Below are 25,735 nucleotides of genomic sequence, written 5' to 3'. Positions count from 1 at the left end.
CCTATGCAGACCCCATCCATACCGCTCGACGAAGCGCGCCGGCTGACGGCGCTGCACGCCACCCGCCTCCTCCACAGCGCCCCCGAGGACGCCTTCGACCGCATCACCCGCATGGCCAGCCGCTTGTTGAAGATGCCGATCGCGCTCGTATCGCTGGTCGACAAGGAGGACCAATGGTTCAAGTCGCGCTGCGGCACCGACATGACGGGCACGTCGCGCGAGATCTCGTTCTGCGGCCACGCGATCCTCGACCACGAGCCGCTGATCGTCCCCGACGCGACGAAGGACGTGCGCTTCGCGGACAACCCGATGGTCGTGAACCCGCCGTATATCCGGTTCTACGCGGGGGTGCAGCTGTACTCGATCGACCGGTTGCCGCTGGGGACCCTGTGCGTCCTCGACCGCGTGCCGCGCACGCTGTCCGACGAAGAACTCGACATCCTGCGCGACCTCGCGCGCATGACCGAGCAGCTGATCCACTTCCGCCAGCTGGCCACGGCCGCGCAGTCGCTGCATTCGCACGTCTACGTCGACAGCGCGAATCCCGACCTCGCCGCGGCCGCCGGCCAGGTCGAGTTCCTGCTCACGCACGACGCGCTGACGGGCCTTGCGACGCGCCAGGCGCTCGTGCAGGCCATCGCCGAGAATCTCGACAAGTGGAAGAAAAACGGCCAGCACACGCTCATCGCGACCATCAACATCGACAAGTTCAAGCGCCTCAACGAGCTGCTGGGCCACCACGCGGGCGACAAGGCGCTCATCGCGATCACGTGGAGCCTGCAGAACCTGCTGCGCCCGGGCGACGTGCTGGCGCGCGCGGGCAGCGACGAATTCGTCATGCTGCTGCCCGGCCTGGGGGACGACAGCGTCGCGCGCGACCGCTTGCGCCAGCTGCTGCAGGCCGTCACGCGCGAATTCAAGGCGCCGGGCGGCGCGATCCCGCTCACGTGCAGCATCGGCTATGCGATCTTCCCGGAGGACGGCGCGGACGCCGACCTCCTGCTCAACAACGCGACGATGGCCCTGCGCCGCGCCAAGGCGCTGGGCGGCGCCCAGATCCAGCGCTATTCGGAAGAACTGAGCCAGGCGTTGCAGCGCAAGCTCACGCTGGAAAACCAGCTGCGCCATGCCGTCGAACGCAACGAGCTGTCGCTGAACTACCAGCCCAAGGTCGCCCTGGCCGACGGCCGCGTGGCCGGCCTGGAAGTGCTCGTGCGCTGGAAGCATCCGGAGCACGGCGCGATCTCGCCGGCCGAATTCATCCCGATCGCCGAGGAGTCCGGCCTCGTCGTGCCGATCGGCGAATGGGTACTGCGCACGGCCGTGGCCCAGCGCCGCGCCTGGAGCGACGCCGGTGTGCCGGACGTGCCGGTCGCGGTCAACCTGTCCGGCAAACAGTTCCTCGGCACGGACGTCGTGGCGCTGGTCGGCGCCGTCCTGCGCGAATCCGGCCTGCCCCCGCGCCTGCTGGAGCTGGAGCTCACGGAAAGCATCTCGATGGACGACCCGGGCCGCACGGCGGACCTGATGCGGCAGCTGCGCGAACTCGGCACCACGCTCAGCATCGACGATTTCGGCACCGGCTATTCGAGCCTCGGCTACCTCAAGCGCCTGCCCGTCGACAAGCTCAAGATCGACCGTTCCTTCATCATCGACGTGCACCAGAGCGCCGAATCGCTGGCGATGGTGAAGGCGATCATCGCCATGGCGCACACGCTGCACCTGGAAGTCATCGCCGAGGGCGCCGAGACGGACGAGCAGACGGCCGCCCTGCGCAGCGCGGGCTGCGACCAGATACAGGGCGATTACTACAGCAAGCCGCTGGACGCCGACGCCTGCGCCGCCTACCTGCGCCAGCATGGGGCGGCCGCCAAGCCGGAAGCCGCGGTCTCGGCCTCCTAGACCCGCTTGCCCAGTTCCGCCATCGGCGTGCGGCAGGTTTCGCGGCAGGTGGCGACCGTCAGCGCCGCAACGAACGTGGCGACGGACACGAACGCGGCCACCGGCACCCAGTTGCCGGGGTCGTTGCCCTGCATCGCGGCGCAGATCGTCGGCGCGAAGCCGGCCAGCGCGAAGCCGATCTGGGTACCGACGGCCATGCCGGACAAGCGCACCCGCGTGTTGAACATTTCGCCGTACAGCGCGGGCCACACGCCGTTCGCCGCGCTGTAGACGACGCCCGACAGCAGCAGGCCGCACGCGAATACCAGCGGCATGTTGGCGTGGGCGATCGCCCACAGATAGGGCCAGGCCAGCAGGCCGGAACCGAGCGCACCGCCGATGAACACGGGCTTGCGGCCGATGCGGTCGGACAGCGCCGCGAACAGCGGGATCGCGCACAGGGCCACGAGGTTCGCCAGGATCAGCAAGGTGAGCATCGCGGCACGCGGCATGTGCATCGTGTTCACCGCATACGACAGGGTGTACACGCTGAACACGGTCGACACGACGGCGACCAGCGCCGCCAGGATCACGCGCAGCACGCTGGCCTTGTGATGGCGCACCAGCTCGACGAGCGGCAGCCTGGCGGCCTTGCCCTGCGCGGCCTGGTGCTCGAACGCGGGCGTCTCCGGCAGGCTGCGGCGCACCCAGAAGCCGATCATGACGACGATCGCGGAAAGGAAGAACGGGATGCGCCAGCCCCAGGCCAGCAGCTGGTCTTCCGGCAGCGAGGACACGGGCAGGAACACGAGCGTCGCCAGGATCAGGCCCGCCTGCGTGCCGGACAGGGTAAAGCTCGTGTAGAAGGCGCGCTTGTCGGCCGGCGCATGTTCGAGCGTCATCGAGTTCGCGCCGGCCTGCTCGCCCGCGGCGGACAGGCCCTGCAGCATGCGTAGCACGACCAGCAGGCCCGGCGCCCACAGGCCGACCTGGCCATAGGTCGGCAGGCAGCCGACGAGGAAGGTCGCGAGGCCCATCAGCAGCAGGGTGAACGTCAAGACCTTCTTGCGGCCGTGGCGGTCGCCGATGTGGCCCAGCAGCAGCGCGCCGATCGGCCGCGTGACGTAGCCGACGCCGAACGTGGCGAAGGCGGCGATCGTGCCGGCCGCCGGGTCGAACGACGGAAAGAAGATCTTGCCGAACACGAGCGCCGCCGCCGTGCCGTAGATGAAGAAATCGTAATACTCGACGGCGCTGCCGATCCAGCTGGCCAGCGCGGCCTTGCGCGGTGCGGCCCCGGTTGGTGCCGCCGTGGTGGTTGCCGCGGGCGTCGCGCCCGGTTCGCTGCCGGTCAATGTTGAAGCCATGTCGTCCTCCAATGTGTTCGAGTTTTCAGAATCGGTGCAGGATGCCGAGCTGCAGGCCCGTCAGCGTACGGCCGTTGACGTCCGCGCCGGCCAGGTTGGCGGACGGCGCCGCCGAGCTGCTGAAGCGGAAGCCCGCATGCGCCTCGTTGGCCAGCCGGCTCGCGAAGCCGTACAGGGTCGTGCGCTTCGACAGCGCGTAATAGCCGCCCGCATTGAAGCCCGCCGCGCCGGCGCCGCCGCCGCTCGTGTCGCGCATCCGTCCGTACAGCGCGCCCACCCGGAGGTTGGAAGTGACGCGGTAATCGGCCGACAGCTGCCAGATGTTGTAGAACCGGCGGGCATGCGCATCCGTCCCGGCCACGCCGTTGTTCGGCGAACCGATGTTGCTGAGGATGGACGCGGCATTCCAGCCGTTCGCATTGTTCGTTGAATTATTACTGCGCAGGACCGTCGCGTACAGCGTGCCGCGGCCGTATTTGTAGTTCAGGTAGGCGTTGTCGTAGCGGATGGACGTGCGCACCGTGCCCGCGTCCTCGGGCCGCGCGCGCAGTCCCGCATAGCCGGCGCGCCACGGGCCGCCCTGCCAGTCGACGGCCAGCTGCACCACCGGATGCCGCCCGCGCACGTTCACGCCGTCGTTCTCCGGCAGCGCGTAGTGCACGCTGGCCTGCAGCCCCGCGTAGCGCACCGTCTTGAACGACACGTCGTTTTCATAGCGCGACGGCACGCCGAACGTGTTCAGCACGGAGCCGAACGTCGTGCGCTCGGTGTAGTCGATGGCGCCGCCGATGAGGAAGATATCCGTGTTCTGCCGCCCCAGCCGCAGTTCGCCGACGGGCGACTCGATGCCGATCCACGCCTGGCGGTCGAACAGCCGGGTCGCTTCGGCGCTCGTGCCCGTGTCGGCATTGTGGCCCAGTTCCAGCGTGTAGCGGACCTGCCAGCCGTTGCCGAGATCCTCGTTGCCGCGAAACCCCAGCCGGCTGCGCAGGATCGCGCCGTCGTTCAAGCCCAGCACGTGGGCCCCGCTGTCGCTGTGGATGTAGCCGATGTATTCATCGATATTCCCGTACACCGTGACTCCGGATCCGGGATCGATGCCCGCCAGCGCTGCGGCCGGGCAAGCCGCCGCCAGGCAAGCGCACAAGGTGCTCGCTTTCATTGTCGTCTCCTGATTGTCGTTATGTGTTGTTTGTCTGTGGTTCAGGCGGCCAGCGCCGCGATGGCGAGCGCATAGCCGCGGATGCCGAAACCGGCGATGACGCCCTCCGCCACGGGCGCGATCCACGAGTGGTGGCGGAAGTCTTCGCGGGCATGCACGTTCGTGATGTGCAGTTCGATCGTGCGCACCTGCGCGCCCGCGATCGCGTCGCGCAGCGCGAGCGACGTGTGCGTGTACGCGCCCGCGTTCAGCACCACGCCGGCCAGCCGGCCCGCGGCCTGGGCAGCGCCCGCCTCGTGCAGCGCGTCGACCAGCACGCCCTCGTGGTTCGACTGGCGGAAGTCGAGTTCGAAGCCGTTCTCCGCGCACGCCGCCGCGCACAGTCCGCCCACGTCGTCCAGCGTGTGGGCGCCGTACACGGCCGGTTCGCGCCGGCCCAGCAGGTTCAGGTTCGGCCCGTTCAGCACGAGCACCGTCTTCCTCGTCGTCATGGCGCCACCTCCACGGCCGCGGCCTGGCGCACCTGCAGGCTGCGCCGCAGCACCTGGTCCGTCACCCACTTGGCGCTGGCGTGTGCGCGCCGCGCGACGAACCTGGGGGCCAGCTGCTGGTAATCGTCGTTGAACACTTCGAAGCTGTAGTCGCCCCGGTAGCCGGCGCGCGAGAGGCAGCGCAGCATGCGCGCCAGCTCGTCCGAATGCGCGCCTTCGCCGGGGAACACGCGCAGGTGGCGGGCCGTCTCCAGCCGCTCCTGCGGGCTGCGCAGCTCGCGCCACATGTAGTCGGACAGCTGCACGAGCGCGATCTTCTCGCTCGGGATTTCCTCGATCCCGTCGATGTCGCCGCCATTGGCGAGGATGTGGTACGAGTCCAGCACGACGCCGAGATTGGCGTGGTCGGCCAGCGCGACGGCATCCCACGACTGCGTGAACTGGTTCACGTGGCGCCCCCACGACAGCGCTTCGTAGCCGATGCGCACGCCGAGCGGCACGGCCATCGTCGCCAGCTTGGCCAGTTGCGCTGCGATCAGGCCGATGTCGCCGCCGGCGTGGCTGGACGTGCTGGAGCAGACCATCAGCAGCGGCGCACGCACGGCGCGGCATACCTCGAGCATCTGGCGCGCGACGTCGAGCTTGTAGTCGTGCAGGCTGCCTTCCAGCCCCTCGTAGTCGCGCATCACCTGGATGCCCGTCACGCGCTGGCCGCTGGCGCGGACCAGTTCCGCGGCCGCTTCCAGGCCGCCCGGATGGCCGGTCAGATCGCGCGCCCACAGCATGATCTGCGAGAAGCCGGCCGCGCGCGACGCCGCCAGCTTGGTCGCCAGCGAGCCGCCGAGGGTGATCGTGTCCATGCCGAAGCTGGCGAGGTTCATAGCACCCCCAGCTCGCGGAAGTCGGACGCCGGCACGCCGGGCCAGCCGAACAGTTCCAGGTACAGCGGGGACTGTTCGAGCATCATCTCGCGGCCCTTCTGGATGCGGCAGCCGCGCGCCTGCGCATCCTGCAGCAGCCGGGTCGTCTCGATCTTCATGCCGCAGTCGGCCACGATGCAGGACGCGTCCGCGCCACGCAGGTCGATCGGCAGCGGATCGTCCGGGTGCATGCCCAGCGGCGTGCAGTTCACGACCACGTCATACCCTTCCGCGACCGGCAGGCCGATGCCGACGACGGTGCCGGGAAACGCCGCCTGCAGGCGCTCGCGCAGGGCGCGCGCCTGGTCCGCGCGGTTGTCGCACACGTCGAGGCGGGCGATACCACGCGCCGCCAGCGACGCCGCCACCGCGCAGCCGACGCCGCCGCTGCCGACGACGAGCGCACGCGCCCGCTGCCACGGAAACGCCGCGTCGCCGCAGGTGCGCTCAAAAGCACGGATGAAACCTTCGCCGTCGATCAGGTCGCCGTGGATCGCGCCGTCCGGGCCTTTATAGATCGCGTTGCAGGCGCCGGCCAGGGCGGCGCGCGGGCTGACGACGTCCACCGCGCCGACGCTCGCCGGCTTGTGCGGGATCGACACGAAGATGCCGCCCACGTTCTCGACGGCCATCAGCATGCGCACCGCGGCGGCGTACGCGCCGGGTGCGATCTTCAGCGGGATCAGGCGCGCGTCGATGCCGTGGCGCTTGAAGTACGTGTTGAACAGGATCGGCGCCTTGACCTGCTCGACGGGCCAGCCGATGACCGGGAAGATTCTGGTGGTGCCCGAGATCTCAAGCATGGTGGCCTCCGAGGTGGCTGGCGACCAGTTCGAAGCTGACGCCCTGCGTCAGGCGCGTCAGCGCGCCGGCCGTATCGTCGGCCAGGGTCGCCGGTTCGAGGAAAGCGACGCCGCGCTCCTGCAGCGCGCGCACGGCCGGCGCCACGCGCGGCACGCCGAAGCCGACGCGGATCAGCTGCTCTTCCCAGCGTAGCCCGCCCGCGCCTTCCGGCGGCTCGACCAGCTGGATATAAAAGCCGCGGCACGGGCTTTCCAGCAGCGTGCCCTTGTGCACGGCGCCGAACCAGCGGCCTTCCGGCAACGGGCGGAACGCCATCAGCTGGCGGTAGAAATCCGTCCATTCCGGCGTGCGGCCCGCGCCGATCGCCTGCACGACGCCGAACAGATGCATGCCGGCCAGCGCGGGCGGTGCCGGCGGCGCGCCGGGAATCGGGCGGAAGTCGACGTCATAGATGGAAAAGTCGCGGAAGCTGTCGACGAAATACAGGATCGAGTCGCCCGGACCGTGCACGCCCGGGATGTTCAGCTCCATCACGCCGGCCCGCGTGGGAATCGGCCAGGCGCCCAGGTCGAGCGCGCGGCGGTAGGCCTGGCTGGCGTCGCGCACGCGCAGCGCGACGGCGCCGATCACGGTGGCTTGCGGGTCCGTGTCCGACTGCGGCAGCGAGCGGCGGTCGGCGTTCACGATCAGGTGCATGCCGCCCTGGCGGTACAGGGTCACTTCGCGCGAGCGGTGCCGCGCGGTGGCGACGAAGCCCAGTTGCTCGAGCAGCGCGCCGAGCGCCTGCGGCCGGGTGGTCGCGTATTCGATGAATTCGATGCCGTCGATGCCGAGCGGATTGTCGGCTTCGAGCGGCGAGGGTTGCCGGTCCATGGTGATCCTTGCGTAACGATGTACGACGCAGTATAGGAAGGCCAACGACACAAAAATACGGGGTCAAACCGCTAAAAATGCGACAATCGCTCCGTTTGCGCGATTAGCGCACAAACCGCCCGAAATCTGGACCATGAAAAAAACCGAACCGATCGACATCGACGTCGCCCAGCGCGACATCGTCGAAGCCCTCGTCACCGGCATCGCGGTGATCACCGCCTTCAACGACGAACACGCGCGCCTCACCGCCACGGCCGTGGCGGAACGGATCGGCATCAGCCGCAGCGCGGCGCGGCGCTACCTGCTGACGCTCGTGCACACGGGGATGGCCGTGACGGACGGCCGCGTGTTCTGGCTGACGGCGAAAGTCCTCACGCTGGGCCGCTCCTACCTCGATTCCGCGCGCCTGCCGCGCGCCATCGTGCCCTATCTGCAGCACCTGACGGCGCAGCTGCAGGAATCGACCAATTACTCGGTGCTGGAGCGCGACGACGTCGTCTACGTCAGCCGCGTGAACGCGCCGCGCCACGTGGCGCCGGGGTTCGAGCCGGGCACGCGTCTGCCCGCGTACGCGTCGACGGCAGGCCGGGTGCTGCTGGCCGCCCTGCCCGAGGACGAGCTGCAGGCCTACCTGGCGCGCGTGGAACTGGTGCCGTTCACGCACATGACGGTGCTCGACAAGGACCAGCTGCTGCGCGAACTGCAGGGCATCCGCGCGCAGGGCTTCGGCGTCACGGAAAACCAGTACGAGCTCGGCATGCGCGGCATCTCGGTGCCGCTCAAGAGCCGGCGCGGGCGGCTGATCGGGGCGTTGTCCGTGTCGATGACGATTTCGAACGGCTCGACGGCGGAAGCCACTGCCAAATGTGTTCCGGCGTTACAGGCGACGGCGAACACATTGATGCTCTGGGTCTAGACGGCGCCACGGGATGGTCGTATGTACGAGGATATGCAACACCAATTCCGACAAATTCGTGGCCGGAATTGTGGAATCCCTCACCAAGGATTACAATGATGATACGGGACGTTGCCAAAAATCATAATTACCCGTCGCCAGCGGGTCCGTCGCTCTCGGCCGCACGGACCGCATCCGATCATCGTAGACCACTCCCATAAGCATGCGTTACACGAGTAACCATAAGGCCGAAACGCGCCAGCGCATCATCGGCGAAGCCGCGCGCCGCTTCCGCAAGGACGGCATCGAGGGTACCGGCCTGGTGCCGCTGATGAAGGCACTCGGCCTGACCCACGGCGGCTTCTATGCCCACTTCGAATCCAAGGACGCCCTCGTGCAGGCTTCGCTGGAAGCCGCCGCCGAGCAGACGCTGGAACGCTGGCAGGCGCCGCCCGCCGACTCGCCGGCGCGCGCCGTCATCGACCAATACCTGTCCGCCGAACACCGCGACGAACCGGGCGAAGGCTGCCCGCTGCCGACGCTCGCCGCCGAACTGGGCCTGCGCGGCCAGCCGAGCGCCACCGCCGACGCGATGGTGGCGCGCATGACGTCCCTGCTGGCCGATTGCAGGCTCGCGCCCGCGTCCGGCGACCAGGGCATCGTGGCGCTTGCCGCGATGGTCGGCGCCCTTACGCTAGCGCGCGCCGTGTCGGACCGGGGCGCGTCGGACGGCATCCTCGCGGCCGTGCGCGCGGCATTGCAACCGGCACCGCCGACGGCCTGAGCGCCGGTCACGCGCCCGTCGCGTGAGCAAGCGCATCCTCGAGCCGGTCGTTCCCCCAGAACATCTCGTCGCCCACGAAGAACGTGGGCGCGCCGAAGATGCCCCGGGCCTGGGCGTCCGCCGTGCGTGCGCGCAGCGCGGCCTTGCACGCATCGGTGCCGGCCGCCGCGATGACCGCGCCGGCGTCGACGCCAAGTCCATCGAGAATGCCGGCAATGACGGCTTCGTCGCCGATCTCGTGGTCGTCGGCGAAATTGGCCAGCATGACCTGTTCGCAGAAGTCGTGTTCCCAACCCGTGCCCGCGCCCTGCAGCGCGACGCGCGCGGCGAGCAGCCCGTTGCGCGGAAAGACCGACGGCCGCCGCCAGCGCAGGCCGTATTTCGCGCACTGGCGCTGCATGTCGCGCCAGACATAGCTGCCCTTCGCCGCCTGCAGCACGAACGGCGACGTCTCCCAGCCCAGCGTCTTGAAGATCGGCCCGAGCATGAACGGTTTCAACTCGACCCGTACGCGGGCGTCAAGGGCCAGGCGCCGTATGCGCATCATACTCAGATAGCTGTAGTTGCTGCCGAAGTCGAACCAGAATTCGATGGTGTTCATGGGCGTCCTGTCAGTCGAAGATGAGGAGGCAGCGGATCTCGATGCTCTCGCGCGGCGGCGTATCCGCCGGCGTGGCGGGATGCGCGAACGCTGCGTGCGGCGTATAGCATGGCATGCCTGCGGCCGAATCGTACTGCTTGAACGCCAGCACTTCGTCGAACTGCATGGCGTGAAAATAAGTCCACGCATGGTCGGGGTTGTACAGTACCTCGAAGATCTCGCCGGTGCGGGTCGGATAGACGATGTCGGCGGCGACGAGATCCTCACGGCGCACGGTCCGCGCGTCGCACACGGCGAGTGGCGCGTCCAGCACCGGCAGGCGCGTCGTGCGCCAGAGATTGAGGATGGCGAAGCGGGCGACGTGCTCGATGCCGTGCGCTTCCATTTCCAGCGCAAGCCTGCGCTGCGCCGACGCCGGCGTGAAATCGCAGTGCACGCGCGTGGCGGTGCTGGGACGCCGGCCGTCGCGCGCACCGAACGGCGTCAAGGTGCCCGGATCGCGCCGGCGCACGAGATGATCGAACACGATGGCCCGGCTTGCGCCGGTGACGGCGCGCGCGAGGTCCTCCATCTCGCGGTAGTAGACGCGCTGGATCGCCTCGCGCTCGCGGAAATCGTGCGGCGCGCGCAGCGCGCTCGGTGCGCTGCATAACTGGAAACCCTCGCGGTCGAGCGCCGGCGCGTCGGCCATGCGGCGCCCGTCGCGGATCGTCACCGGCAGCGCGGCGTAGTCGCCGGTGTCCCACGTGTGCCCGCCGGGCGGCGCGAGCATGTAGGTGACGGGTTTGTGGAGCGCGGCGCGCAGATACTCGAGCGTCGTTTGCATGCTGGTTCCTCGAACGAATGGTTTGGAACCTGCATTACAATCCGTTCGCGCGCGCCCTTCAAACGTTTAAAATGACCGGGTCGCATGCCAAACCGGCATGCGAAACCGACGACGTTATCCGATCGAAAGGGCTCACGGATGCCGAACCGGCTCATCGACCTGCCGCCGCTCGACCTGCTGCGCACCTTCGTCGCGGTGGGCCGCCGCATGAGCATCACGCTCGCCGCTCAGGACCTGTGCATCGTGCAGTCCGCCGTCAGCCGCCAGGTCCAGGCGCTGGAGGCGGCGCTCGGCCACCGCCTGTTCGTGCGGTCATATCGCAGTATCGAATTCACGCCGGAAGGCCGGCACCTGTTCCGCACGGCGGATCCGATGCTGGAGCAGCTGGGCGCCGCGCTCGCTGCGCTGCGCCCGCCCGCCGAGCGGCCGTGCATCACGATCACGGCCACGATCGGCGTCACGACCTTATGGCTGCTGCCCCGCCTTGGCGCCTTCCAGCGCGGCGCGCCCGACATCGACGTCCGCGTCGCCGCCACCAATCGCGTCGTCGACCTGGAACGCGACGGCATGGATCTGGCGGTGCGCTTTTGCCCGGACGCGGCGGCGCCCGCGGGCGCGGTACGCCTGTTCAGCGAGGTGCTCGTCCCGGTGGCGCATCCGTCGCTGGGCGTGACGGCGATCGAGGAGCCGGCGCAGTTGCGCCGGCAGGTGCTGATCGATTACGACGACAGCTCGCGGCCCTGGATGCAGTGGAAACAGTGGCTGCGCGGCGCCGGACACAAGACGGGTGCGGCCGGGCATGGCCGGCTGCTGTTCAACCAGTACGACCAGGTGGTGCAGGCGGCGCTCGCAGGCCAAGGCGTCGCGCTCGGCCGCCTGGCCCTGATCGGCAATCTGCTTGCCGAGGGCCAGCTCGCAGTCGCCACCCGCCGGCCTCCCGTGACGACCGATCATGGCTACTGGTTGCTGGAGCGGCGCGGTGCCGACAGCCCCGCGCTGGCGGCGGTACGGGACTGGATCCTGGCCGAGGCGGCGGCGCTGGAATGATCAGCGGTCCACCATCGCCATCGCCTTCTCCGTATAGCGCGCACCCGCCACGCCGATCTGCTCGAGCGCCCCGTCCAGGCGGCGCAGGTCGTCCGCATCCAGCCGGACGTCGGCCGCCGCCAGGTTCTGTTCGAGGTAGGTGCGGCGCTTGGTGCCCGGGATCGGCACGATGTCGTCGCCCTGCGCCAGCAGCCACGCGAGCGCCACCTGTCCCGGCAGCGCGCCGTGCCGGGCCGCGATCTCCTTCACCAGCCCGGCGATGGCCAGGTTGCGGTCGAAGTTCTCGCCCTGCAGGCGCGGATCGTTCTGCGCGCGGAAGTCGTTCGCCGGATAATCCTCGGCACGCTTGGCGGTGCCGGTCAGGAAGCCGCGGCCGAGAGGGCTGAACGGCACGAGGCCGATCCCCAGTTCGCGCAGCACGGGCAGCACGTCGGCCTCGAGGTTGCGTTCCCAGATCGAATACTCGCTCTGCAGCGCCGACACGCTCTGCACGGCGTGGGCCCGGCGGATCGTCGCGGCGCCCGCCTCGGACAGTCCGAAGTGCAGCACCTTGCCTTCGCGGATCAGGTCCTTGACGGTGCCCGCCACGTCCTCGATCGGCACGTTCGGGTCGACGCGGTGCTGGTACAGCAGGTCGATGCGGTCCGTGCGCAGGCGTTTCAACGACGCCTCGACCACGTCGCGGATGTGTGCCGGACGGCTGTCGGCGCCCGCGAACATCCCCTTGCCGATGACGAAGCCGAACTTGGTCGCGATCTGCACCTGGTCGCGCCGGCCTTCCAGCGCGCGGCCGAGCAATTCCTCGTTCGTGTACGGGCCGTAGACTTCCGCCGTGTCGAAGAACGTGCAGCCCAGGTCGATGGCGCGGTGGATCGTCGCGATGGATTCCGTGTCGTCGGGCGTGCCGTAGGCGTGGCTCATGCCCATGCAGCCCAGGCCGATGGCGGAGACGGTCAGGCCCTGGGTTCCGAGTTGTCGTGTCGTCAGCATGTCGTAATCCTTTGGTAGATGCCGCCGGCGGCGGCTTGTTGACAATGTAGGCGTTGCGTCTTGCAAAGAAAACACCAATAATCGGCGGATCGTTTTCCAAAAATAGAAGATGAGGATAAACGCGGCCTTGGACTGGAACGATCTTAAATACTTTCTCGAAGTGGCGCGCGGCGGCAGCCTGACACGGGCGGCGGACGTGCTGCGCGTGAGCCAGTCGACCGTCAGCCGCCGCATCACCGAACTGGAAACGCGCCTCGCCACGCGGCTGTTCGCGCGTCACCAGACGGGCTACCATCTCACGGACGAGGGTCGCGAACTGCTCGGGCGCGCACAGGCCGTCGAGGACAACATGCTGGCGTTCGAGCGGGGCGCGTCCGGTCTCAGTCCGGGCGTGTCCGGGCTCGTGCGCCTAGCCACGTCGGACAATCTCGCGTCGGACCTCGTGATTCCCGCGCTGCCCCGCTTCGTCGCGCGCCATCCGCAACTGCGCCTGGAAATCGTCACGACGACGGCCGCCGTGGAACTCGGCAAGCGCGACGCCGACCTCGCGCTGCGCCTCGTGCGCCCCAGCCACGGCAACCTGAAGGCACGCCGGCTGGGCGCGATGGGGTATGGGGTGTACGGACACGCCGACTATCTGGCGCGGCATCCGGCGCCGGACGGCGATCCGCTCGCCGGCCGCGCCATGGTCACGTGGGACGAAGCGCACGCGCACCTGCCGGCCGCGCAATGGCTCGCGCGCCGCGCGCCGGATGCGCACGTGGTGCTGGCCGCATCGACCCTGCGGGCGCAGATCGCAGCGGCGCGCGCGGGGCTCGGTCTGGCGGTGCTGCCGGACTTCCTCGTGCGCGACGCGGGCCTCGTGCGCGTGCTGGGCCCTGGCGAGGTGTTCAGCGACGGCGTGTGGCTCGTGATGCATGCCGACCTGGCCGCGTCGAGCCGCGTGCGCGCCGTCGCGGATTTTTTGGCGGCGACGGTGGAGGACGCGCGCGGCGCCCTGGCCGGCCAGGCTTAACGCGGCCACCGGGATCCACCCCGGCGACACCGGCAGCGCAGCAGCGAGATGTGGGGCGTGGTCATTGCTGTCTTTCTCGCGTTGCGGTCCGGCGCAGGTTAACGGAAGGTCATCCAGGGCGCTCCTGTCTGACGACCGGGCCGGCATGCTTCATGTTAGGATCGGAGAATGGAAAAACGAACCGACTACAAGACGGCCTTGATGATCGAATCCGCCATCCACGAGGCTCAGGAAGAGAACCGCTCGCCCGCGCGCGCGCTGGCGGCGCTGGGCGTGCCGATCGAGATCGCGATGCGCGTGCTCACGCGCCCGGAAGAGCGGCGCCATGCGGTGCCGCTGCCCAGGAGCCCCGACGCTCAGGGCTGAGTCAGGGCTGGATTCAGGGCCCGGTTCAGGGATAGCGCACGGGCCGGCCCGGCAGATCGGGCAGCGGGATGAATTCGGTCTCGCCCGGCACGTGCGGGAAGCGCATGGCTTTCCAGTCTTCCTTCGCCTGCTCGATGCGGTCGGCCGAGCTGGACACGAAATTCCACGTCAGGTAGCGCGGACCGTCCATCGGTTCGCCGCCCAGCAGCATCACGCGGGCGCCGGCGTTCTCCGTCGCCGCGAGCGTGACCGTGGCGCCCGGTTTCAGCACGAGCAGCTGGCCCTGTTCGAAGCGGCCGTCGCGGCCCAGGTCGAGCGTGCCGTCCACCACATACAGCGCCTGTTCCGGATACTCGGCCGGCAGCGTCAGCCGCGCGCCCGGCTGCAGGGCCAGGTCGACATAGAACAGCGGCGATTGCACGGGCACGGGCGACGTCTTGCCGAAATAGCTGCCGGCGATGATGCGCGCGGTGGCGCCGTCGCCGTCGAGGATCGGCAGTTCCTGCGACCCCGTGTGCGAGAACGCCGGATCGCATTCTTCCTTCGCCTGCGGCAGCGCCACCCAGCACTGCAGCCCGAACAGGTTCGAACCGGCGGCCCGGAGGTCCGGCCCGGTGCGTTCCGAGTGAACGATGCCCCGCCCGGCCGTCATCCAGTTCACTTCGCCCGGCTTGATGTCCTGCACGGTGCCGAGGCTGTCGCGGTGGCGGATCTGGCCGTCCAGCAGATACGTGACGGTGGCCAGGCCGATATGCGGATGCGGGCGCACGTCGATGCCTTCGCCGGCATGGAACACGTGGGGTCCCATCTGGTCGAGGAAGACGAACGGGCCCACCATGCGCCGGTCCTTGTGGGGCAGCGCGCGCCGCACTTCGAAGCCGCCGCCCAGGTCGTGCGTGCGGGGGACGACGACGGTTTCCAGGTTGTCGTGATCGAACGTGCTCATGCTAGAAGGCCTCCGTGGTGATCTGGATGGTGCCCGACAAGGTCTTGTGCACCGGGCATTTGTTGGCGATGTCCGTCAGGCGCGCCTTGGTGTCGTCGTCCAGCGCCCCGATGTATTCGATGGTGCGGTGCAGGGCGTAGGCCGCGCCTTCCTGGCCATGCTTGATCGAGACTTTCACGTCGTCCAGCGGATAGCCCTTGCGCTTGGCGTACAGGCTCACGGTGAGCGTCGTGCAGGCCGCCAGCGCCGCGGCCAGGATGTCGTGCGGTTCCGGGCCGCTGTCCTCGCCGCCGAATTCCGGCTTCACGTCCGTCAGGATGCGGTGTTTGCCGATCTCGATCACCTGCTGCAGCGGTCCGGTGCCGCGATGCGTCGTCACTTCCATGGCTTGTTCTCCTCGTCTCATGCATTGCGTGGATGTCCGCCACCCGTGTACGCCAGGTCGCGGACAAATTGTACGTCAGGCGCGCCGCCGGCCGCGGCGCGTTCGCTGCCTCAAGCCGCCCGGCTGCGCAGCGCGTCGACCCGCGCGGCGCCGGTCTCGCGCTGGCGCTCGAAGTCGAACAGGGCCAGCAACCCGCCGAAGATCGCCACGTTCTTGAGGAAGTGGTTCAGCTGATTCTGGAATTCGGCCGCATCCGCATGCCAGAAGCCGTGGAAGATCAGCGTCACCGGCACCGTGAACAACGCGAGCGCCAGCGCCGCGGTCTTCGCCCGGACTCCGGTGACGAGCGCGAGGCCGCCGCCGATCTCGAGCAGGATCGCGCCCGCCAGCAGCAAGCCGGCCGCCGGGATGCCCAGGCTGTTCATCCAGCCGGCCACATAGCCGAAGCCGAGGATCTTGTTGATGCCCGAGGCCAGGAACAGGACGCCCACCAGGGCGCGGCCGACGGGATAGAGTTTAGTGGTTTCCATGTGCTTCTCCTTGAATATCGTTGCGTTTGACTCGTTGAATGACCTTGGGTTCAGACCGGCAGATCGAACAGCAGCACTTCGGCGTCGCTGGCATCCGACAGCGCGACGACGGCCTCTTCGCTGATCTCGACGGCGTCGCCGGCCGACAGCAGCAGGCCGTTGACCGTCACGCTGCCCCGCGCCACCTGGACGTACGCTTGGCGGCCCGGCAGCAGCGCGTGGTCGGCGCGCTCGCTGCCGTCCAGGATCGTCGCGTAGATGGCGGCGTCCTGGCGCAGGGAGACCGAGCCGTCGCGGCCGTCGTGCGACGCGATCAGGCGCAGCGTGCCGCGCTTGGAATCCGCATCGAAGTGCTTCTCCTCATACCCCGGCGCGCCGCCCGTCTCGCCCGGGATCACCCAGATCTGCAGGAAGTGCACGGGCTCCGTTGCCGAGTGGTTGTACTCGCTGTGGGTGACGCCCGTGCCGGCGCTCATGCGCTGCACGTCGCCGTAGCGCAGCACGGAACCGTTGCCCATGCTGTCCTTGTGCTCCAGCGCGCCGTCCAGCACGTAGGAGATGATTTCCATGTCCTTGTGGCTGTGCGGGTCGAAGCCGCGGCCGGGCGACACCCGGTCCTCGTTGATCACCCGCAGCGGGCCGACATGCATGTGGGCCGGGTCGTGGTAGTGGCCGAACGAGAAGGTGTGCTGCGAGCGCAGCCAACCGAAACTGGCGACACCGCGATCCGCGCTTTTACGTACTGTCAGCATGATGTTCTCCTTGATGATCGCGTGTTCGAACCGTTCGAACACGTCGCGCCTTGCAGCCTCTGCCGTCGTGCCGGCCCACCGTCTAAGGCGCGTTTCCATGAGAAGCATTATGGTCGCTGCCTCACAGGAAGAAAAACGAGTTGTTTTGCGAGCTATGATCGATTTTTTCGATGATCGCCGAAAACGCCAATCCGGCGCTACACTGCGTAAAAAAGGAGACGGACATGCAACAGGCCAGTTACGTGCACGGGGCGCATCCGCTCCCCCTCATCGGCGACACGATCGGCGCCCACCTGGACCGCATCGCCGCGCGCTTCCCCGAGCGCGACGCCCTCGTCGTGCCGCACCAGTGCGTGCACTGGAGCTGGCGCCAGCTGCGCGAGCGGGCGGACCGGCTCGCCGCCGGCCTGCTGGGCCTGGGCTTGAACCCCGGCGACCGCATCGGCATCTGGTCGCAGAACCGCGCGGAATGGGTGCTCACGCAATTCGCGACCGCGAAGGCCGGCCTCGTCATGGTGAACATCAACCCGGCCTACCGCCGCGCCGAGCTGGAATACGCGCTGGCCACGGTCGGCTGCCGCGCGCTGATCCTGGCGCCCGGTTTCAAATCCAGCGACTACCTCGGCATGCTGCGCGACCTCGTGCCGGAACTGGACGGCGCGGCGCCCGGCGACCTGCGCAGCGCCAAACTGCCCGACCTGCGCCACGTGATCCGCCTGGGGCCCGAGGCCACGCCCGGCATGCTGAACTTCGACACGGTGGCGCAATGCGCCAGCCCGGCCGACATGACGCGCCTGCACGAGGTCGCGCGCACGCTGCAGTTCGACGATCCCGTCAACATCCAATTCACGTCCGGCACGACGGGCGCGCCGAAAGGCGCCACGCTCACCCACCACAACATCCTCAACAACGGCTTCTTCATCGGCGAGGCGATGCGCCTGACGGAACGCGACCGCCTGTGCATCCCCGTTCCGCTTTACCACTGTTTCGGCATGGTGCTGGGGAATCTGGCCTGCATGACGCACGGCGCCGCGATGGTGTATCCCGGCGAAGGCTTCGACGCGGCCGCCGTGCTGACCGCCGTGCAGGCCGAGCGCTGCACCGCGCTGCATGGCGTGCCGACGATGTTCATCGCGCTGCTCGACCACCCGCATTTCGGCTCGTTCGATCTGGGCAGCCTGCGCACGGGCATCATGGCCGGCTCGCCCTGTCCGGCGGAAGTGATGCAGCGCGTGATGCGCCAGATGCACATGGACGAGATCACGATCGCCTACGGCATGACGGAGACGTCGCCCGTCAGCTTCCAGACCTCGGTCGACGACCCGCTCGCGTGCCGCGTGGGCACGGTCGGGCGCATCCATCCGCACCTGGAAGTCAAGATCGTCGACGGGGATGGGCGCATCGTGCCGCGCGGCGAAACGGGGGAGCTGCTCACGCGCGGTTATTCGGTGATGCTCGGCTACTGGGGCGACGACGCGCGCACGCGCGAGGCGATCGATGCGGCCGGCTGGATGCACACGGGCGACCTGGCCACGCTGGATGCCGACGGCTATTGCCGCATCGTGGGCCGCGCGAAGGACATGGTGATCCGCGGCGGCGAGAACATTTATCCGCGCGAGGTCGAGGAATTCCTGTACCGCCATCCGAAGGTGCTGGACGTGCAGTGCGTGGGCGTGCCCGATCCGAAATACGGCGAGGAGCTGTGCGCGTGCATCGTGCTGCGGCCGGGCGAACAGGCGGACGCGGACGAGATCCGCGCCTTTTGCCAGGGGCAGATCGCGCATTACAAAATTCCGCGCTACATACGGTTCGTGGACGGGTTTCCGATGACGGTGACGGGCAAGGTTCAGAAGTTCATGCTGCGCAAGCAGGTGGCCGACGAGCTCGGACTGGAAGCATGAACCGTCGTTCCCGCGCAAGCGGGAACAGCCCCGCAGGGCTGTTCCCCGATGCTGAGTAACAGGATTCGGTACGTCGGGGATAACGCGGTGCGCCTGGTTCCAGACTTCGGTACCTCAGTATCGGTTCCCGCCTGCGCCGGAACGACGTGGCGGCTCTTTTTTGATACGATGCGTTCCCCGATTCCTCAAGCCCCCACATGCTCAGACTCAGCCTGGACGCCCTCCTCACCGTCGACACCATCGCCCGCCGCGGCAGCTTCTCGGCCGCCGCGAAGGAGCTGTATCGCGTGCCCTCGACCATCTCGTACACCGTCTCCAAGCTGGAAGACGACCTGGGCGTGCAGCTGTTCGAACGCTTCGGCCCGCGCGTCGTCCTTACGCCCGCCGGCGAGGAATTGCTGAAGGAAGGCCGCTACCTGCTCAAGGCCGCGGGCGACCTGGAAAGCCGCGTACGCCGTGTCGCCTCCGGCTGGGAGACGGAATTCGCCATCGGCATGGACTCCGCCCTCGCGCCGCTCGGCCTGCGGGACGACATCCGCGCGTTCTACGACGTGGCCGACCAGACCCGGCTGCGCATCGTGCGCGAGGCCTTGTCCGGCACGTGGGAAAGCCTGCTCGACCGCCGCGTCGACCTGCTCGTGGGCGCGGCCGGCGAAGGACCGTCCGGCGGCGGCTACACGGCCGAGCCGCTCGGCACGATGTCGTTCGTGTTCGCCGTCGCGCCCTCGCACCCGCTCGCACAAGTGCGGCACCGGCTGGGCAAGGCCGAGCTGACGGCGCACCGGGCGGTGGCCGTCGCCGATTCCGTCCGCCTGCTGCAGGCGCGCACGGTGGGCCTGCTGTTCGGGCAGGACACGTTGTCCGTCCCCGACATGCAGACGAAGTACGAATTCCAGCTGGCGGGCCTCGGCTTCGGCTTCCTGCCCGAGGCGTGGGCGCGTGCCGACATCGCGGCCGGCCGCCTCGTCGAAAAAGAGGTCGAGGAACCCAAGCCCGACGAGACGCTGTACATGGCGTGGCGCACGGGCGAGGAAGGCGCCGCGCTGAAGTGGTGGCGCGAGCGTCTGCGCGCCTCGATGCCGCTCGCGCGCATGCTCGCCCTCAACTGCCCGATCGAGCGGGCAACAAGCGGTACCGCCGAGTAAGTATCCATACGTTCGTATGACTACACCGCGGGTGCGGCCCTGCGCAGAATGACCGGGGCCGGAGGGCTTCCCCTTCCTGCTTTCAGCCACTTACCTGAAGGGACCAGTCATGACCATCACCGGCACGCCCAGGAAGCCTGCTTCATCGCCCGCGAGGCGCTGCAAACCGCGTTCCGCCACGCGCGCGCGGCCCGGGTGACGCTGGCAGTGGCGTTCGGCGAACAGGTGTTCGAGCTGCGCGTGCGCGACGACGGCCGCGGCATCACGCAAGCGCCCGGCCCCGGCCACTGGGGCCTCGCGGGCATGCGCGAGCGCGCGGCCGCGATCGGCGGACAGCTCGACATCGGCCAAGCGCCGGGCGGCGGCACGCTCGTCGCGCTCGCGGTGCCGGCGGGCCAGGCCTACGAGCGCCCGCCGCGGCAACCGTGGTGGCGCCGGCCGGCACGCGGCGTCCCTGCGGGCCAGCCATCATCCTTTCGCCTATGCATATGTGTCTTGACGGCGGCGATCATGTTACGATCATTGTCGCGTAACGACATGCGCCTTACTTATCAGCGAACGACACCATGATGACCCTCCACGATCTCAGACACCTCGCCATGCGCCACGCCGGCACCGGCCCGGATTGCATCGTGCCCGGGCTGCGGGTCCGTGCCGTCACGGCGCCGACCGCGCCGATGAGCGGCATCGAGGAGCCGATGTTCGCCCTGATCCTGCAAGGCCGCAAGCGCTCCACGATCGGCGGCCGCACCTACGAATACGGCCCGGGCGACTGCGTGATCGTGTCGCTCTCGATGCCGTCGACGGGGCAGGTCGTCGAGGCCAGCGACGACGAGCCGTATCTCGGCGTCGCCCTCACCTTGCGGCCGGCCGAGATCGCGGGCCTGATCGTCGAGGCGGAAGCGGAGGCGCCGCAGGACGCCGCGCCGATGGCCGTGCATGCGGCGTCGATCCAGCTGCTGGACGCGGTCGGGCGCCTCGTCACCCTGCTCGACCATCCGGACGACGTGCGGATCCTGCGTCCGCTGCTGGAAAAGGAAATCCTGTGGCGCCTGCTCTCCGGCCCGCACGGCCCGATGTTGCGCGAGGTGGGCCTGGCCGACAGCCGCGCGTCGCGCATCGGCCGCGCGATCCGCTGGCTGCAGCAGCATTACGCGGAACCCGTGTCGACCCAGCAGCTGGAAGCCGTGAGCGGCATGAGCGCGTCGTCGCTGTTCCGCCACTTCAAGGAATTCACGTCGCTGAGCCCCTTGCAATACCAGAAGCAGATCCGCCTGCACGAGGCGCGCGCCCGTCTCGCGGCCAGCAGCCGCGACGTGGCGGCCGTGGCCTACCAGGTCGGCTATGAAAGCCCGTCGCAGTTTACGCGCGAGTACAGCCGTATGTTCGGAAGGCCGCCGAGGGATGATCTCAGGCGGGTAAGGGAGCCGGCGGTGTAAGTCCCCGGCCCCGTTTGTGACAGGAATCGTATGCACAATGCATATTCGTGACATTGCGTGGCCTCAAAAACGATTCTCTGTCACAATGTTGTCATAATCGGCTTCTACACTCTGTTGCCACGAGTGAAATATTCCCGAAAAATGGACATGAAGTTGAAAACGGACGAGGCCCTGGCCACGCTTCCGGCCGATAGCCCGCACCTGTTTCTCAACCGCGAACTGTCGCTCCTCGAATTCAATCGCCGCGTGCTCGAGCAGGCCGAGGATGCGTCCGTCCCCCTCCTCGAACGTCTGCGCTTCCTCACCATCGTGTCGAGCAACCTCGACGAATTCTTCGAAGTGCGCGTCGCATCCCTGCTGGCGCAGCACCAGTCGCACGACGGGCCCGACCCCGGCAAGGCCGACCTGGACGGCGCCGCCGAGGAATGCCGCCAGATCATCGCGCGCCAGTACACGCTGCTGAACGACCAGATCCTGCCGCAGCTGTCGGCCAACGGCATCCACCTGCTGCGCCGCTCGGACCGCAACGCGGCGCAGAAGGCGTGGGTCAAGCAGTACTTCGACAAGGAAGTGCGCCCGCTGCTCACCCCGGTCGGCCTCGACCCCGCGCACCCGTTCCCGCGCGTGATCAACAAGAGCCTGAACTTCATCATCGAACTGTCCGGCAAGGATGCGTTCGGGCGCGGCACCGCCATCGCGATCATGAAGGCGCCGCGCGTGCTGCCGCGCCTGATCCGCCTGCCGGACGAACTGTCGGACAAGCCGGGGGCGTCGTACTGCCTGCTGACCTCCGTCATCCAGGCCCACATGGCGGACCTGTTCACGGGACGCGAGGTCGTGTCGTACTCGCAGTTCCGCGTCACCCGCAACAGCGACCTGTGGGTGGACGAGGAAGAGGTCAAGAACCTGCGCCAGGCGCTGCAGAGCGAGCTCCATAGCCGCAACTACGGCTTCGCGGTGCGGCTGGAAGTGGCGGCCGGCTGCCCCAAGCACTTGTCCGATTTCCTGCTCGACCAGTTCTCGATCGACCGCTCGCGCCTGTTCACCGTCAACGGCCCCGTCAACATGGGGCGCCTGCTGGAGATCGCCAACAGCAATGCGCGTCCGGACCTGAAATTCACGCCGTACGTGCCGGGCTTCCCGGCCAAGCTCGTGAGCGGGCACGACGCGTTCTCCGTGCTGCGCAAGCAGGACGTGCTGCTGCACCATCCGTACCAGTCGTTCCAGCCCGTGATCGACTTCGTGCGCTGCGCCGCGGCCGATCCGAACGTCGTCGCGATCAAGCAGACGATCTACCGGGCCGGCTCGAATTCCGAGCTGATGGATTCCCTGATCAACGCCGCGCTGCGCGGCAAGGAAGTCACCGTCATCGTCGAGCTGATGGCGCGCTTCGACGAAGAGGCCAACATCAACTGGGCCGAGCGGCTGGAGGAAGCCGGCGCACAGGTCGTGTACGGCGTCGTGGGACTCAAGACGCACGCGAAGATGGCGCTCGTGCTGCGCCGCGAACCGGACGGCCTGCGCCGCTACGCCCACCTCGGCACCGGCAACTACAACCCGACGACGGCCCGGTTCTACACGGACTTCGGCCTGCTCACGTCGGACGACGAGATCACGGCCGACGTCAACGAAGTGTTCATCCACCTGACCAGCATGACACGGCCGACGCAGCTGTCCGCGATGTGGCTGGCGCCGTTCTCGCTGCAAAAGGAAATCGTGAAGGCGATCCGCCAGGAAGCGGCGATCGCGCGCGAAGGCAAGCCGGCGCGCATCATCGCCAAGATGAATTCGCTGACCGACGAATCCGTCATCCGCGCGCTGTACGAAGCGTCCGCGGACGGCGTGCGCATCGACCTGATCGTGCGCGGCGCGTGCTCGCTGCGGCCCGGCGTGCCGGGCCTGTCGGACAACATCCGCGTGCGCTCCGTCGTCGGCCGCTTCCTCGAACACACGCGCGTCTACTACTTCCGCAACAACCTCAAGAACGACATCTACCTCGGCAGCGCGGACTGGATGAACCGCAACCTGTTCCGCCGGGTCGAAGTCGCATTCCCCATCCGCTCGCCCGCGCTGAAAAAACGCGTGCTGCGCGAGGGCCTGCAGGTCTATTTGAAGGACAACGTCAACGCCTGGGAACTGGGCAGCGACGGCCGCTACAAGCGCCGCAAGGCGCGCGGCAGCCAGTCGGCCTTCAGCGCCCAGCAGTTCCTGATGGACTCGATGGGCGCGCAGAGCACCGCCCATGCGCATAACAAGGAGAATGACCATGGAACTGATCCTGTGGCGCCACGCCGAAGCTGAGCCGCACGTGCCCGACCGCCAGGGCGACCAGTTGCGCGAACTGACGCCGAAGGGCGCGCGCCACGCCTCGCGCGTGGGCGCATGGCTCGACCGCCAGCTGCCGGCGCACTGCCGGATCCTGTCCAGCCCGGCCGCGCGCTGCGTGCAGACGGCCGAGGCCCTGGGGCGCAAGTTCACGACCGTGGAAGCGCTGAACACGGATTCGACGGCGGAACGCATCCTGGAAGCGGCCGGCTGGCCGGACAACAAGCACACGGTCGTCGTGGTCGGGCATCAGCCGCTGCTCGGTCAGGTGGCGTCGCTGATCTTTTCGGGGACGGCGCAGGATTGGAAGATCCGCAAGGCCAGCGTGTTCTGGATCGCGAACAAGGGCGAGGACGATCCGGCGCCGTTCGTCAGGCTGGCCGTCGGGCCGGATATCGTGGGCAAGCTGCGGTGATGGCGGGCGGGGCCGGTTCGGCCCCGGTCTTTTTTTTGGCGTGCTTGTCGATTAGTTGCAAACTCGGACAAGGCGCAGGCCGGCTGTGAACATGTACGTGGCCACATAAAGCTGCTATTCTGCCAAGTGCCTCCCCCACCACATTTGCGCTGCGCGGCACAACCAGGAGCCATTGATGCACGATGAATTTCCGATCGAAGTGCAAGCAGACGTCAAGTCGGCCGACGTGAACACGATCGTCAAGGCGCTCACCGAATTCAATGCCTCGCACGCCGGTGGCGACACCCCGCACTACCTCGTGATCACCGTCCGCGACCGGGAGCGGAACGTCGTCGGCGGCCTGGTCGGCGCAACCTATCTCGGCTGGTTGCAGATACAGGCCGTGTGGATCTCCGAAGCCTTGCGTGGAAAAGGCTACGGCACACGTTTGATGCGCCAGGCGGAAGACCAGGCGCGCGAACGCCGTTGCCCGCGCGTGTTCCTGGAAACGCTCAGTTTCCAGGCCCTCCCCTTTTACGAAAAACTCGGCTACCAGGTCGTCAGCCGCATCGCCGATTTTCCGCCGGGCGGTGCGCGCTATGCGTTGACCAAAATGCTGGATCGCGACGAATAGGCCCCGGGGCAACCTCAAGCATTCTGCAGCCGCGCACTCCTCGTCCCGCCGCCGACACCCACCGCCGTGACGATGGCCAACGCCTGGAACAGCGCAATCCCGGCAAACAGCCACCCCGGATGCCCGGCGTCCATCACGAGCCCGAACAGCGCCGGCCCCACCGACAGGCCGGAATCCAGCCCCGAATAGACGACGCCATACACCCGCCCGGTCGCATTCGTCGGCGCGGCCGCGCGGATCATCAGGTCGCGCGACGGTCCGGCCACGCCCGAGAAGAAGCCGACGAGCGCCATCAGCGGCAGCGCCAGCCAGCCCGGCACGACGGCCGCGCCCAGCAGCAGAGCCAGCGCGGCGGCCACGGCGAAAGCGATGGCGACGGTGCGGTCGTGGTCCTGGCGCCCCGCGCCCACGAAGCCGCCCAGCAGCATCCCGCCCGCCGACGCCAGCATGTAGGCGGTGTACGAGCCCGTCGCCAGCTCGCGCGAGATGCCGTACAGCTGCATCAGCCCGATCGACGCGAACGCCTGGATGCCGCCCAGCGACACCGCCGTCAGGAAGAAGAACGCGAAGCACATCCACACGGCGGAGAGGCGCAGGAACGACAGCGTGCCGGCGCCCTCCCCGGCGGCGGCCGGCGCGGCCGGCTTCGGTTCCGGACGCAGGTGCGCGCGGTTCAGGAACAGGATGCCCAGCACGGCGAACGGCAGGATCGCGGCGCACGCGAGCGCCGTGCGCCAGCTGGACAGCGCCGCGACCGACGTCATGAACAGCGGCGCCGCGGCCCAGCCGATATTGCCGCTGATGCCGTGCACGGAAAAGCCGTGGGCCAGCCGGGCGCGCGAGACGCGCTGGTTGAGCAGCGTGTAGTCGGCCGGGTGGAAGATGCTGTTGCCCACGCCCGCCAGCAGCGCGCCGGCCAGCAACGCCGGATAGCTGCCGGCCGCCGACAGCACGAGCGCCGATACGCCCAGCATCGTCATGCCGAAGAACAGCACGCTGCGCGCGCCGACACGGTCGACGACGAAGCCGGCCATGGCCTGGCCGACGCCGGACACGACGAAGAACGCCGTCAGCAGCAGGCCCAGTTCCGCATAGCTGAGGCCGAACGCGGGCTTCAGCCAGGGAAACAGCGCGGCCAGGATCAGGTGGTAAAAGTGCGACGTGCCATGGGCCAGGCCGACCAGGGCGATGACGCGCGCATCGGCACGCAGGGTGGTGTCTCGGGACATGTTGACTCCAGCGGAAAATGCCAGTGTAGGCAA

The 25,735-nt window shown here is 68.2% G+C and carries 27 protein-coding genes; 13 read left to right on the top strand and 14 right to left on the bottom strand.

From position 1 onward, the window contains the following. The first annotated feature begins 3 nt into the window (after positions 1–3). Complete coding sequence (locus tag BVG12_RS31900; protein WP_075795921.1) at positions 4–1,902, top strand: putative bifunctional diguanylate cyclase/phosphodiesterase; 1,899 nt, start codon at positions 4–6, stop codon at positions 1,900–1,902. Here the strand turns inward: BVG12_RS31900 and BVG12_RS31895 are convergent. The 6 genes from BVG12_RS31895 to BVG12_RS31870 are packed head-to-tail and all read right to left on the bottom strand — an operon-like array spanning position 1,899 to position 7,498. After that, a complete protein-coding gene (locus BVG12_RS31895; RefSeq protein WP_075795920.1) occupies positions 1,899–3,248 on the bottom strand; it encodes an MFS transporter in 1,350 nt (449 codons plus the stop codon). The genes BVG12_RS31900 and BVG12_RS31895 overlap by 4 nt on opposite strands. A gap of 25 nt (positions 3,249–3,273) precedes the next feature. Next, the gene (locus tag BVG12_RS31890) at positions 3,274–4,410 is read right to left on the bottom strand and encodes a porin (RefSeq protein ID WP_075795919.1); all 1,137 of its coding nucleotides are present in this window, start codon (positions 4,408–4,410) and stop codon (positions 3,274–3,276) included. A gap of 41 nt (positions 4,411–4,451) precedes the next feature. Beyond that, on the bottom strand, positions 4,452–4,901 hold the full coding sequence (aroQ, locus tag BVG12_RS31885) for a type II 3-dehydroquinate dehydratase (protein WP_075795918.1): 450 nt from the start codon (positions 4,899–4,901) through the stop codon (positions 4,452–4,454). Then, positions 4,898–5,782, bottom strand: a complete 885-nt coding sequence (locus BVG12_RS31880; RefSeq protein ID WP_075795917.1) for a sugar phosphate isomerase/epimerase family protein — start codon at positions 5,780–5,782, stop codon at positions 4,898–4,900. The genes aroQ and BVG12_RS31880 overlap by 4 nt, the downstream gene beginning before the upstream one ends. Then, on the bottom strand, positions 5,779–6,624 hold the full coding sequence (locus BVG12_RS31875) for a shikimate dehydrogenase family protein (RefSeq protein WP_075795916.1): 846 nt from the start codon (positions 6,622–6,624) through the stop codon (positions 5,779–5,781). The genes BVG12_RS31880 and BVG12_RS31875 overlap by 4 nt, the downstream gene beginning before the upstream one ends. Next, positions 6,617–7,498 carry a VOC family protein gene (locus BVG12_RS31870; protein WP_075795915.1) on the bottom strand — a complete coding sequence of 294 codons (882 nt, stop codon included), beginning with the start codon at positions 7,496–7,498 and terminating at the stop codon, positions 6,617–6,619. Before BVG12_RS31870 ends, BVG12_RS31875 begins: the two co-directional genes overlap by 8 nt. 133 nt (positions 7,499–7,631) lie before the next feature. Here BVG12_RS31870 and BVG12_RS31865 point away from each other — a divergent pair, with 133 nt between their 5' ends. Beyond that, positions 7,632–8,414, top strand: a complete 783-nt coding sequence (locus tag BVG12_RS31865) for an IclR family transcriptional regulator domain-containing protein (protein ID WP_075795914.1) — start codon at positions 7,632–7,634, stop codon at positions 8,412–8,414. Between the two features lie 202 nt (positions 8,415–8,616). Continuing rightward, positions 8,617–9,177, top strand: a complete 561-nt coding sequence (locus BVG12_RS31860) for a TetR/AcrR family transcriptional regulator (RefSeq protein ID WP_075795913.1) — start codon at positions 8,617–8,619, stop codon at positions 9,175–9,177. Positions 9,178–9,184: 7 nt separating this feature from the next. Here the strand turns inward: BVG12_RS31860 and BVG12_RS31855 are convergent, their stop codons facing one another. Both BVG12_RS31855 and BVG12_RS31850 read right to left on the bottom strand, forming a co-directional pair. Beyond that, positions 9,185–9,778: a 2-hydroxychromene-2-carboxylate isomerase gene (locus BVG12_RS31855; protein WP_083685573.1), complete on the bottom strand. Its 594-nt coding sequence runs from the start codon at positions 9,776–9,778 to the stop codon at positions 9,185–9,187. Between the two features lie 10 nt (positions 9,779–9,788). Then, complete coding sequence (locus BVG12_RS31850; protein WP_075795912.1) at positions 9,789–10,604, bottom strand: CmcJ/NvfI family oxidoreductase; 816 nt, start codon at positions 10,602–10,604, stop codon at positions 9,789–9,791. A 138-nt stretch (positions 10,605–10,742) separates the two neighbouring features. Between BVG12_RS31850 and BVG12_RS31845 the strand changes: the two genes are divergently transcribed. Then, positions 10,743–11,651, top strand: a complete 909-nt coding sequence (locus tag BVG12_RS31845; RefSeq protein WP_075795911.1) for a LysR substrate-binding domain-containing protein — start codon at positions 10,743–10,745, stop codon at positions 11,649–11,651. On the opposite strand, the gene BVG12_RS31840 is transcribed toward BVG12_RS31845, so the two are convergent. Further along, positions 11,652–12,641 (bottom strand): aldo/keto reductase, encoded by a 990-nt coding sequence (locus BVG12_RS31840; RefSeq protein ID WP_075795910.1) that lies wholly within the window; start codon positions 12,639–12,641, stop codon positions 11,652–11,654. It lies immediately after the preceding gene. A gap of 127 nt (positions 12,642–12,768) precedes the next feature. Between BVG12_RS31840 and BVG12_RS31835 the strand changes: the two genes are divergently transcribed. Both BVG12_RS31835 and BVG12_RS31830 read left to right on the top strand, forming a co-directional pair. After that, positions 12,769–13,656: a LysR family transcriptional regulator gene (locus BVG12_RS31835; RefSeq protein WP_083685571.1), complete on the top strand. Its 888-nt coding sequence runs from the start codon at positions 12,769–12,771 to the stop codon at positions 13,654–13,656. Positions 13,657–13,824: 168 nt separating this feature from the next. Continuing rightward, positions 13,825–14,022, top strand: a complete 198-nt coding sequence (locus tag BVG12_RS31830; RefSeq protein WP_075795908.1) for a hypothetical protein — start codon at positions 13,825–13,827, stop codon at positions 14,020–14,022. 25 nt (positions 14,023–14,047) lie between these two features. Here BVG12_RS31830 and BVG12_RS31825 read toward each other — a convergent pair whose 3' ends face one another. The 4 genes from BVG12_RS31825 to BVG12_RS31810 all read right to left on the bottom strand — a co-directional run bounded on the left by BVG12_RS31825 (position 14,048) and on the right by BVG12_RS31810 (position 16,635). Further along, positions 14,048–14,968: a pirin family protein gene (locus BVG12_RS31825; protein ID WP_075795907.1), complete on the bottom strand. Its 921-nt coding sequence runs from the start codon at positions 14,966–14,968 to the stop codon at positions 14,048–14,050. Position 14,969: 1 nt separating this feature from the next. Then, positions 14,970–15,353, bottom strand: a complete 384-nt coding sequence (locus BVG12_RS31820; RefSeq protein ID WP_075795906.1) for an OsmC family protein — start codon at positions 15,351–15,353, stop codon at positions 14,970–14,972. Between the two features lie 110 nt (positions 15,354–15,463). Beyond that, the gene (locus BVG12_RS31815) at positions 15,464–15,883 is read right to left on the bottom strand and encodes a DoxX family protein (RefSeq protein WP_075795905.1); all 420 of its coding nucleotides are present in this window, start codon (positions 15,881–15,883) and stop codon (positions 15,464–15,466) included. Positions 15,884–15,933: 50 nt separating this feature from the next. After that, positions 15,934–16,635, bottom strand: a complete 702-nt coding sequence (locus tag BVG12_RS31810; RefSeq protein ID WP_075796687.1) for a pirin family protein — start codon at positions 16,633–16,635, stop codon at positions 15,934–15,936. Positions 16,636–16,859: 224 nt separating this feature from the next. Here BVG12_RS31810 and BVG12_RS31805 point away from each other — a divergent pair, with 224 nt between their 5' ends. The 7 genes from BVG12_RS31805 to BVG12_RS31775 all read left to right on the top strand — a co-directional run bounded on the left by BVG12_RS31805 (position 16,860) and on the right by BVG12_RS31775 (position 24,473). Further along, a complete protein-coding gene (locus tag BVG12_RS31805; protein ID WP_075796686.1) occupies positions 16,860–18,536 on the top strand; it encodes an AMP-binding protein in 1,677 nt (558 codons plus the stop codon). A gap of 197 nt (positions 18,537–18,733) precedes the next feature. Further along, entirely contained in the window at positions 18,734–19,681 is a 948-nt protein-coding gene (locus BVG12_RS31800; RefSeq protein ID WP_075795904.1) for a LysR substrate-binding domain-containing protein, read from the top strand. A gap of 48 nt (positions 19,682–19,729) precedes the next feature. Further along, positions 19,730–20,251, top strand: a complete 522-nt coding sequence (locus BVG12_RS34380) for an ATP-binding protein (RefSeq protein ID WP_370662821.1) — start codon at positions 19,730–19,732, stop codon at positions 20,249–20,251. Next, positions 20,248–21,120, top strand: a complete 873-nt coding sequence (locus tag BVG12_RS31790; RefSeq protein WP_083685569.1) for an AraC family transcriptional regulator — start codon at positions 20,248–20,250, stop codon at positions 21,118–21,120. Before BVG12_RS34380 ends, BVG12_RS31790 begins: the two co-directional genes overlap by 4 nt. Positions 21,121–21,261: 141 nt before the next feature. After that, the gene (gene ppk1 / locus BVG12_RS31785) at positions 21,262–23,421 is read left to right on the top strand and encodes a polyphosphate kinase 1 (RefSeq protein WP_075795902.1); all 2,160 of its coding nucleotides are present in this window, start codon (positions 21,262–21,264) and stop codon (positions 23,419–23,421) included. Next, a complete protein-coding gene (locus BVG12_RS31780) occupies positions 23,387–23,860 on the top strand; it encodes a SixA phosphatase family protein (RefSeq protein ID WP_075795901.1) in 474 nt (157 codons plus the stop codon). Before ppk1 ends, BVG12_RS31780 begins: the two co-directional genes overlap by 35 nt. Positions 23,861–24,035: 175 nt before the next feature. Beyond that, the gene (locus BVG12_RS31775) at positions 24,036–24,473 is read left to right on the top strand and encodes a GNAT family N-acetyltransferase (protein ID WP_075795900.1); all 438 of its coding nucleotides are present in this window, start codon (positions 24,036–24,038) and stop codon (positions 24,471–24,473) included. A 14-nt stretch (positions 24,474–24,487) separates the two neighbouring features. On the opposite strand, the gene BVG12_RS31770 is transcribed toward BVG12_RS31775, so the two are convergent. Then, entirely contained in the window at positions 24,488–25,702 is a 1,215-nt protein-coding gene (locus tag BVG12_RS31770) for an MFS transporter (RefSeq protein ID WP_075795899.1), read from the bottom strand. Positions 25,703–25,735: the final 33 nt, after the last annotated feature.

Origin of the sequence: Massilia putida, from assembly GCF_001941825.1 — a bacterium.
Lineage (GTDB): Bacteria > Pseudomonadota > Gammaproteobacteria > Burkholderiales > Burkholderiaceae_D > Telluria > Telluria putida.
The sequence above is the reverse complement of the archived record's forward strand: the minus strand, read 5'-3'. Positions and strand labels throughout refer to the sequence as shown.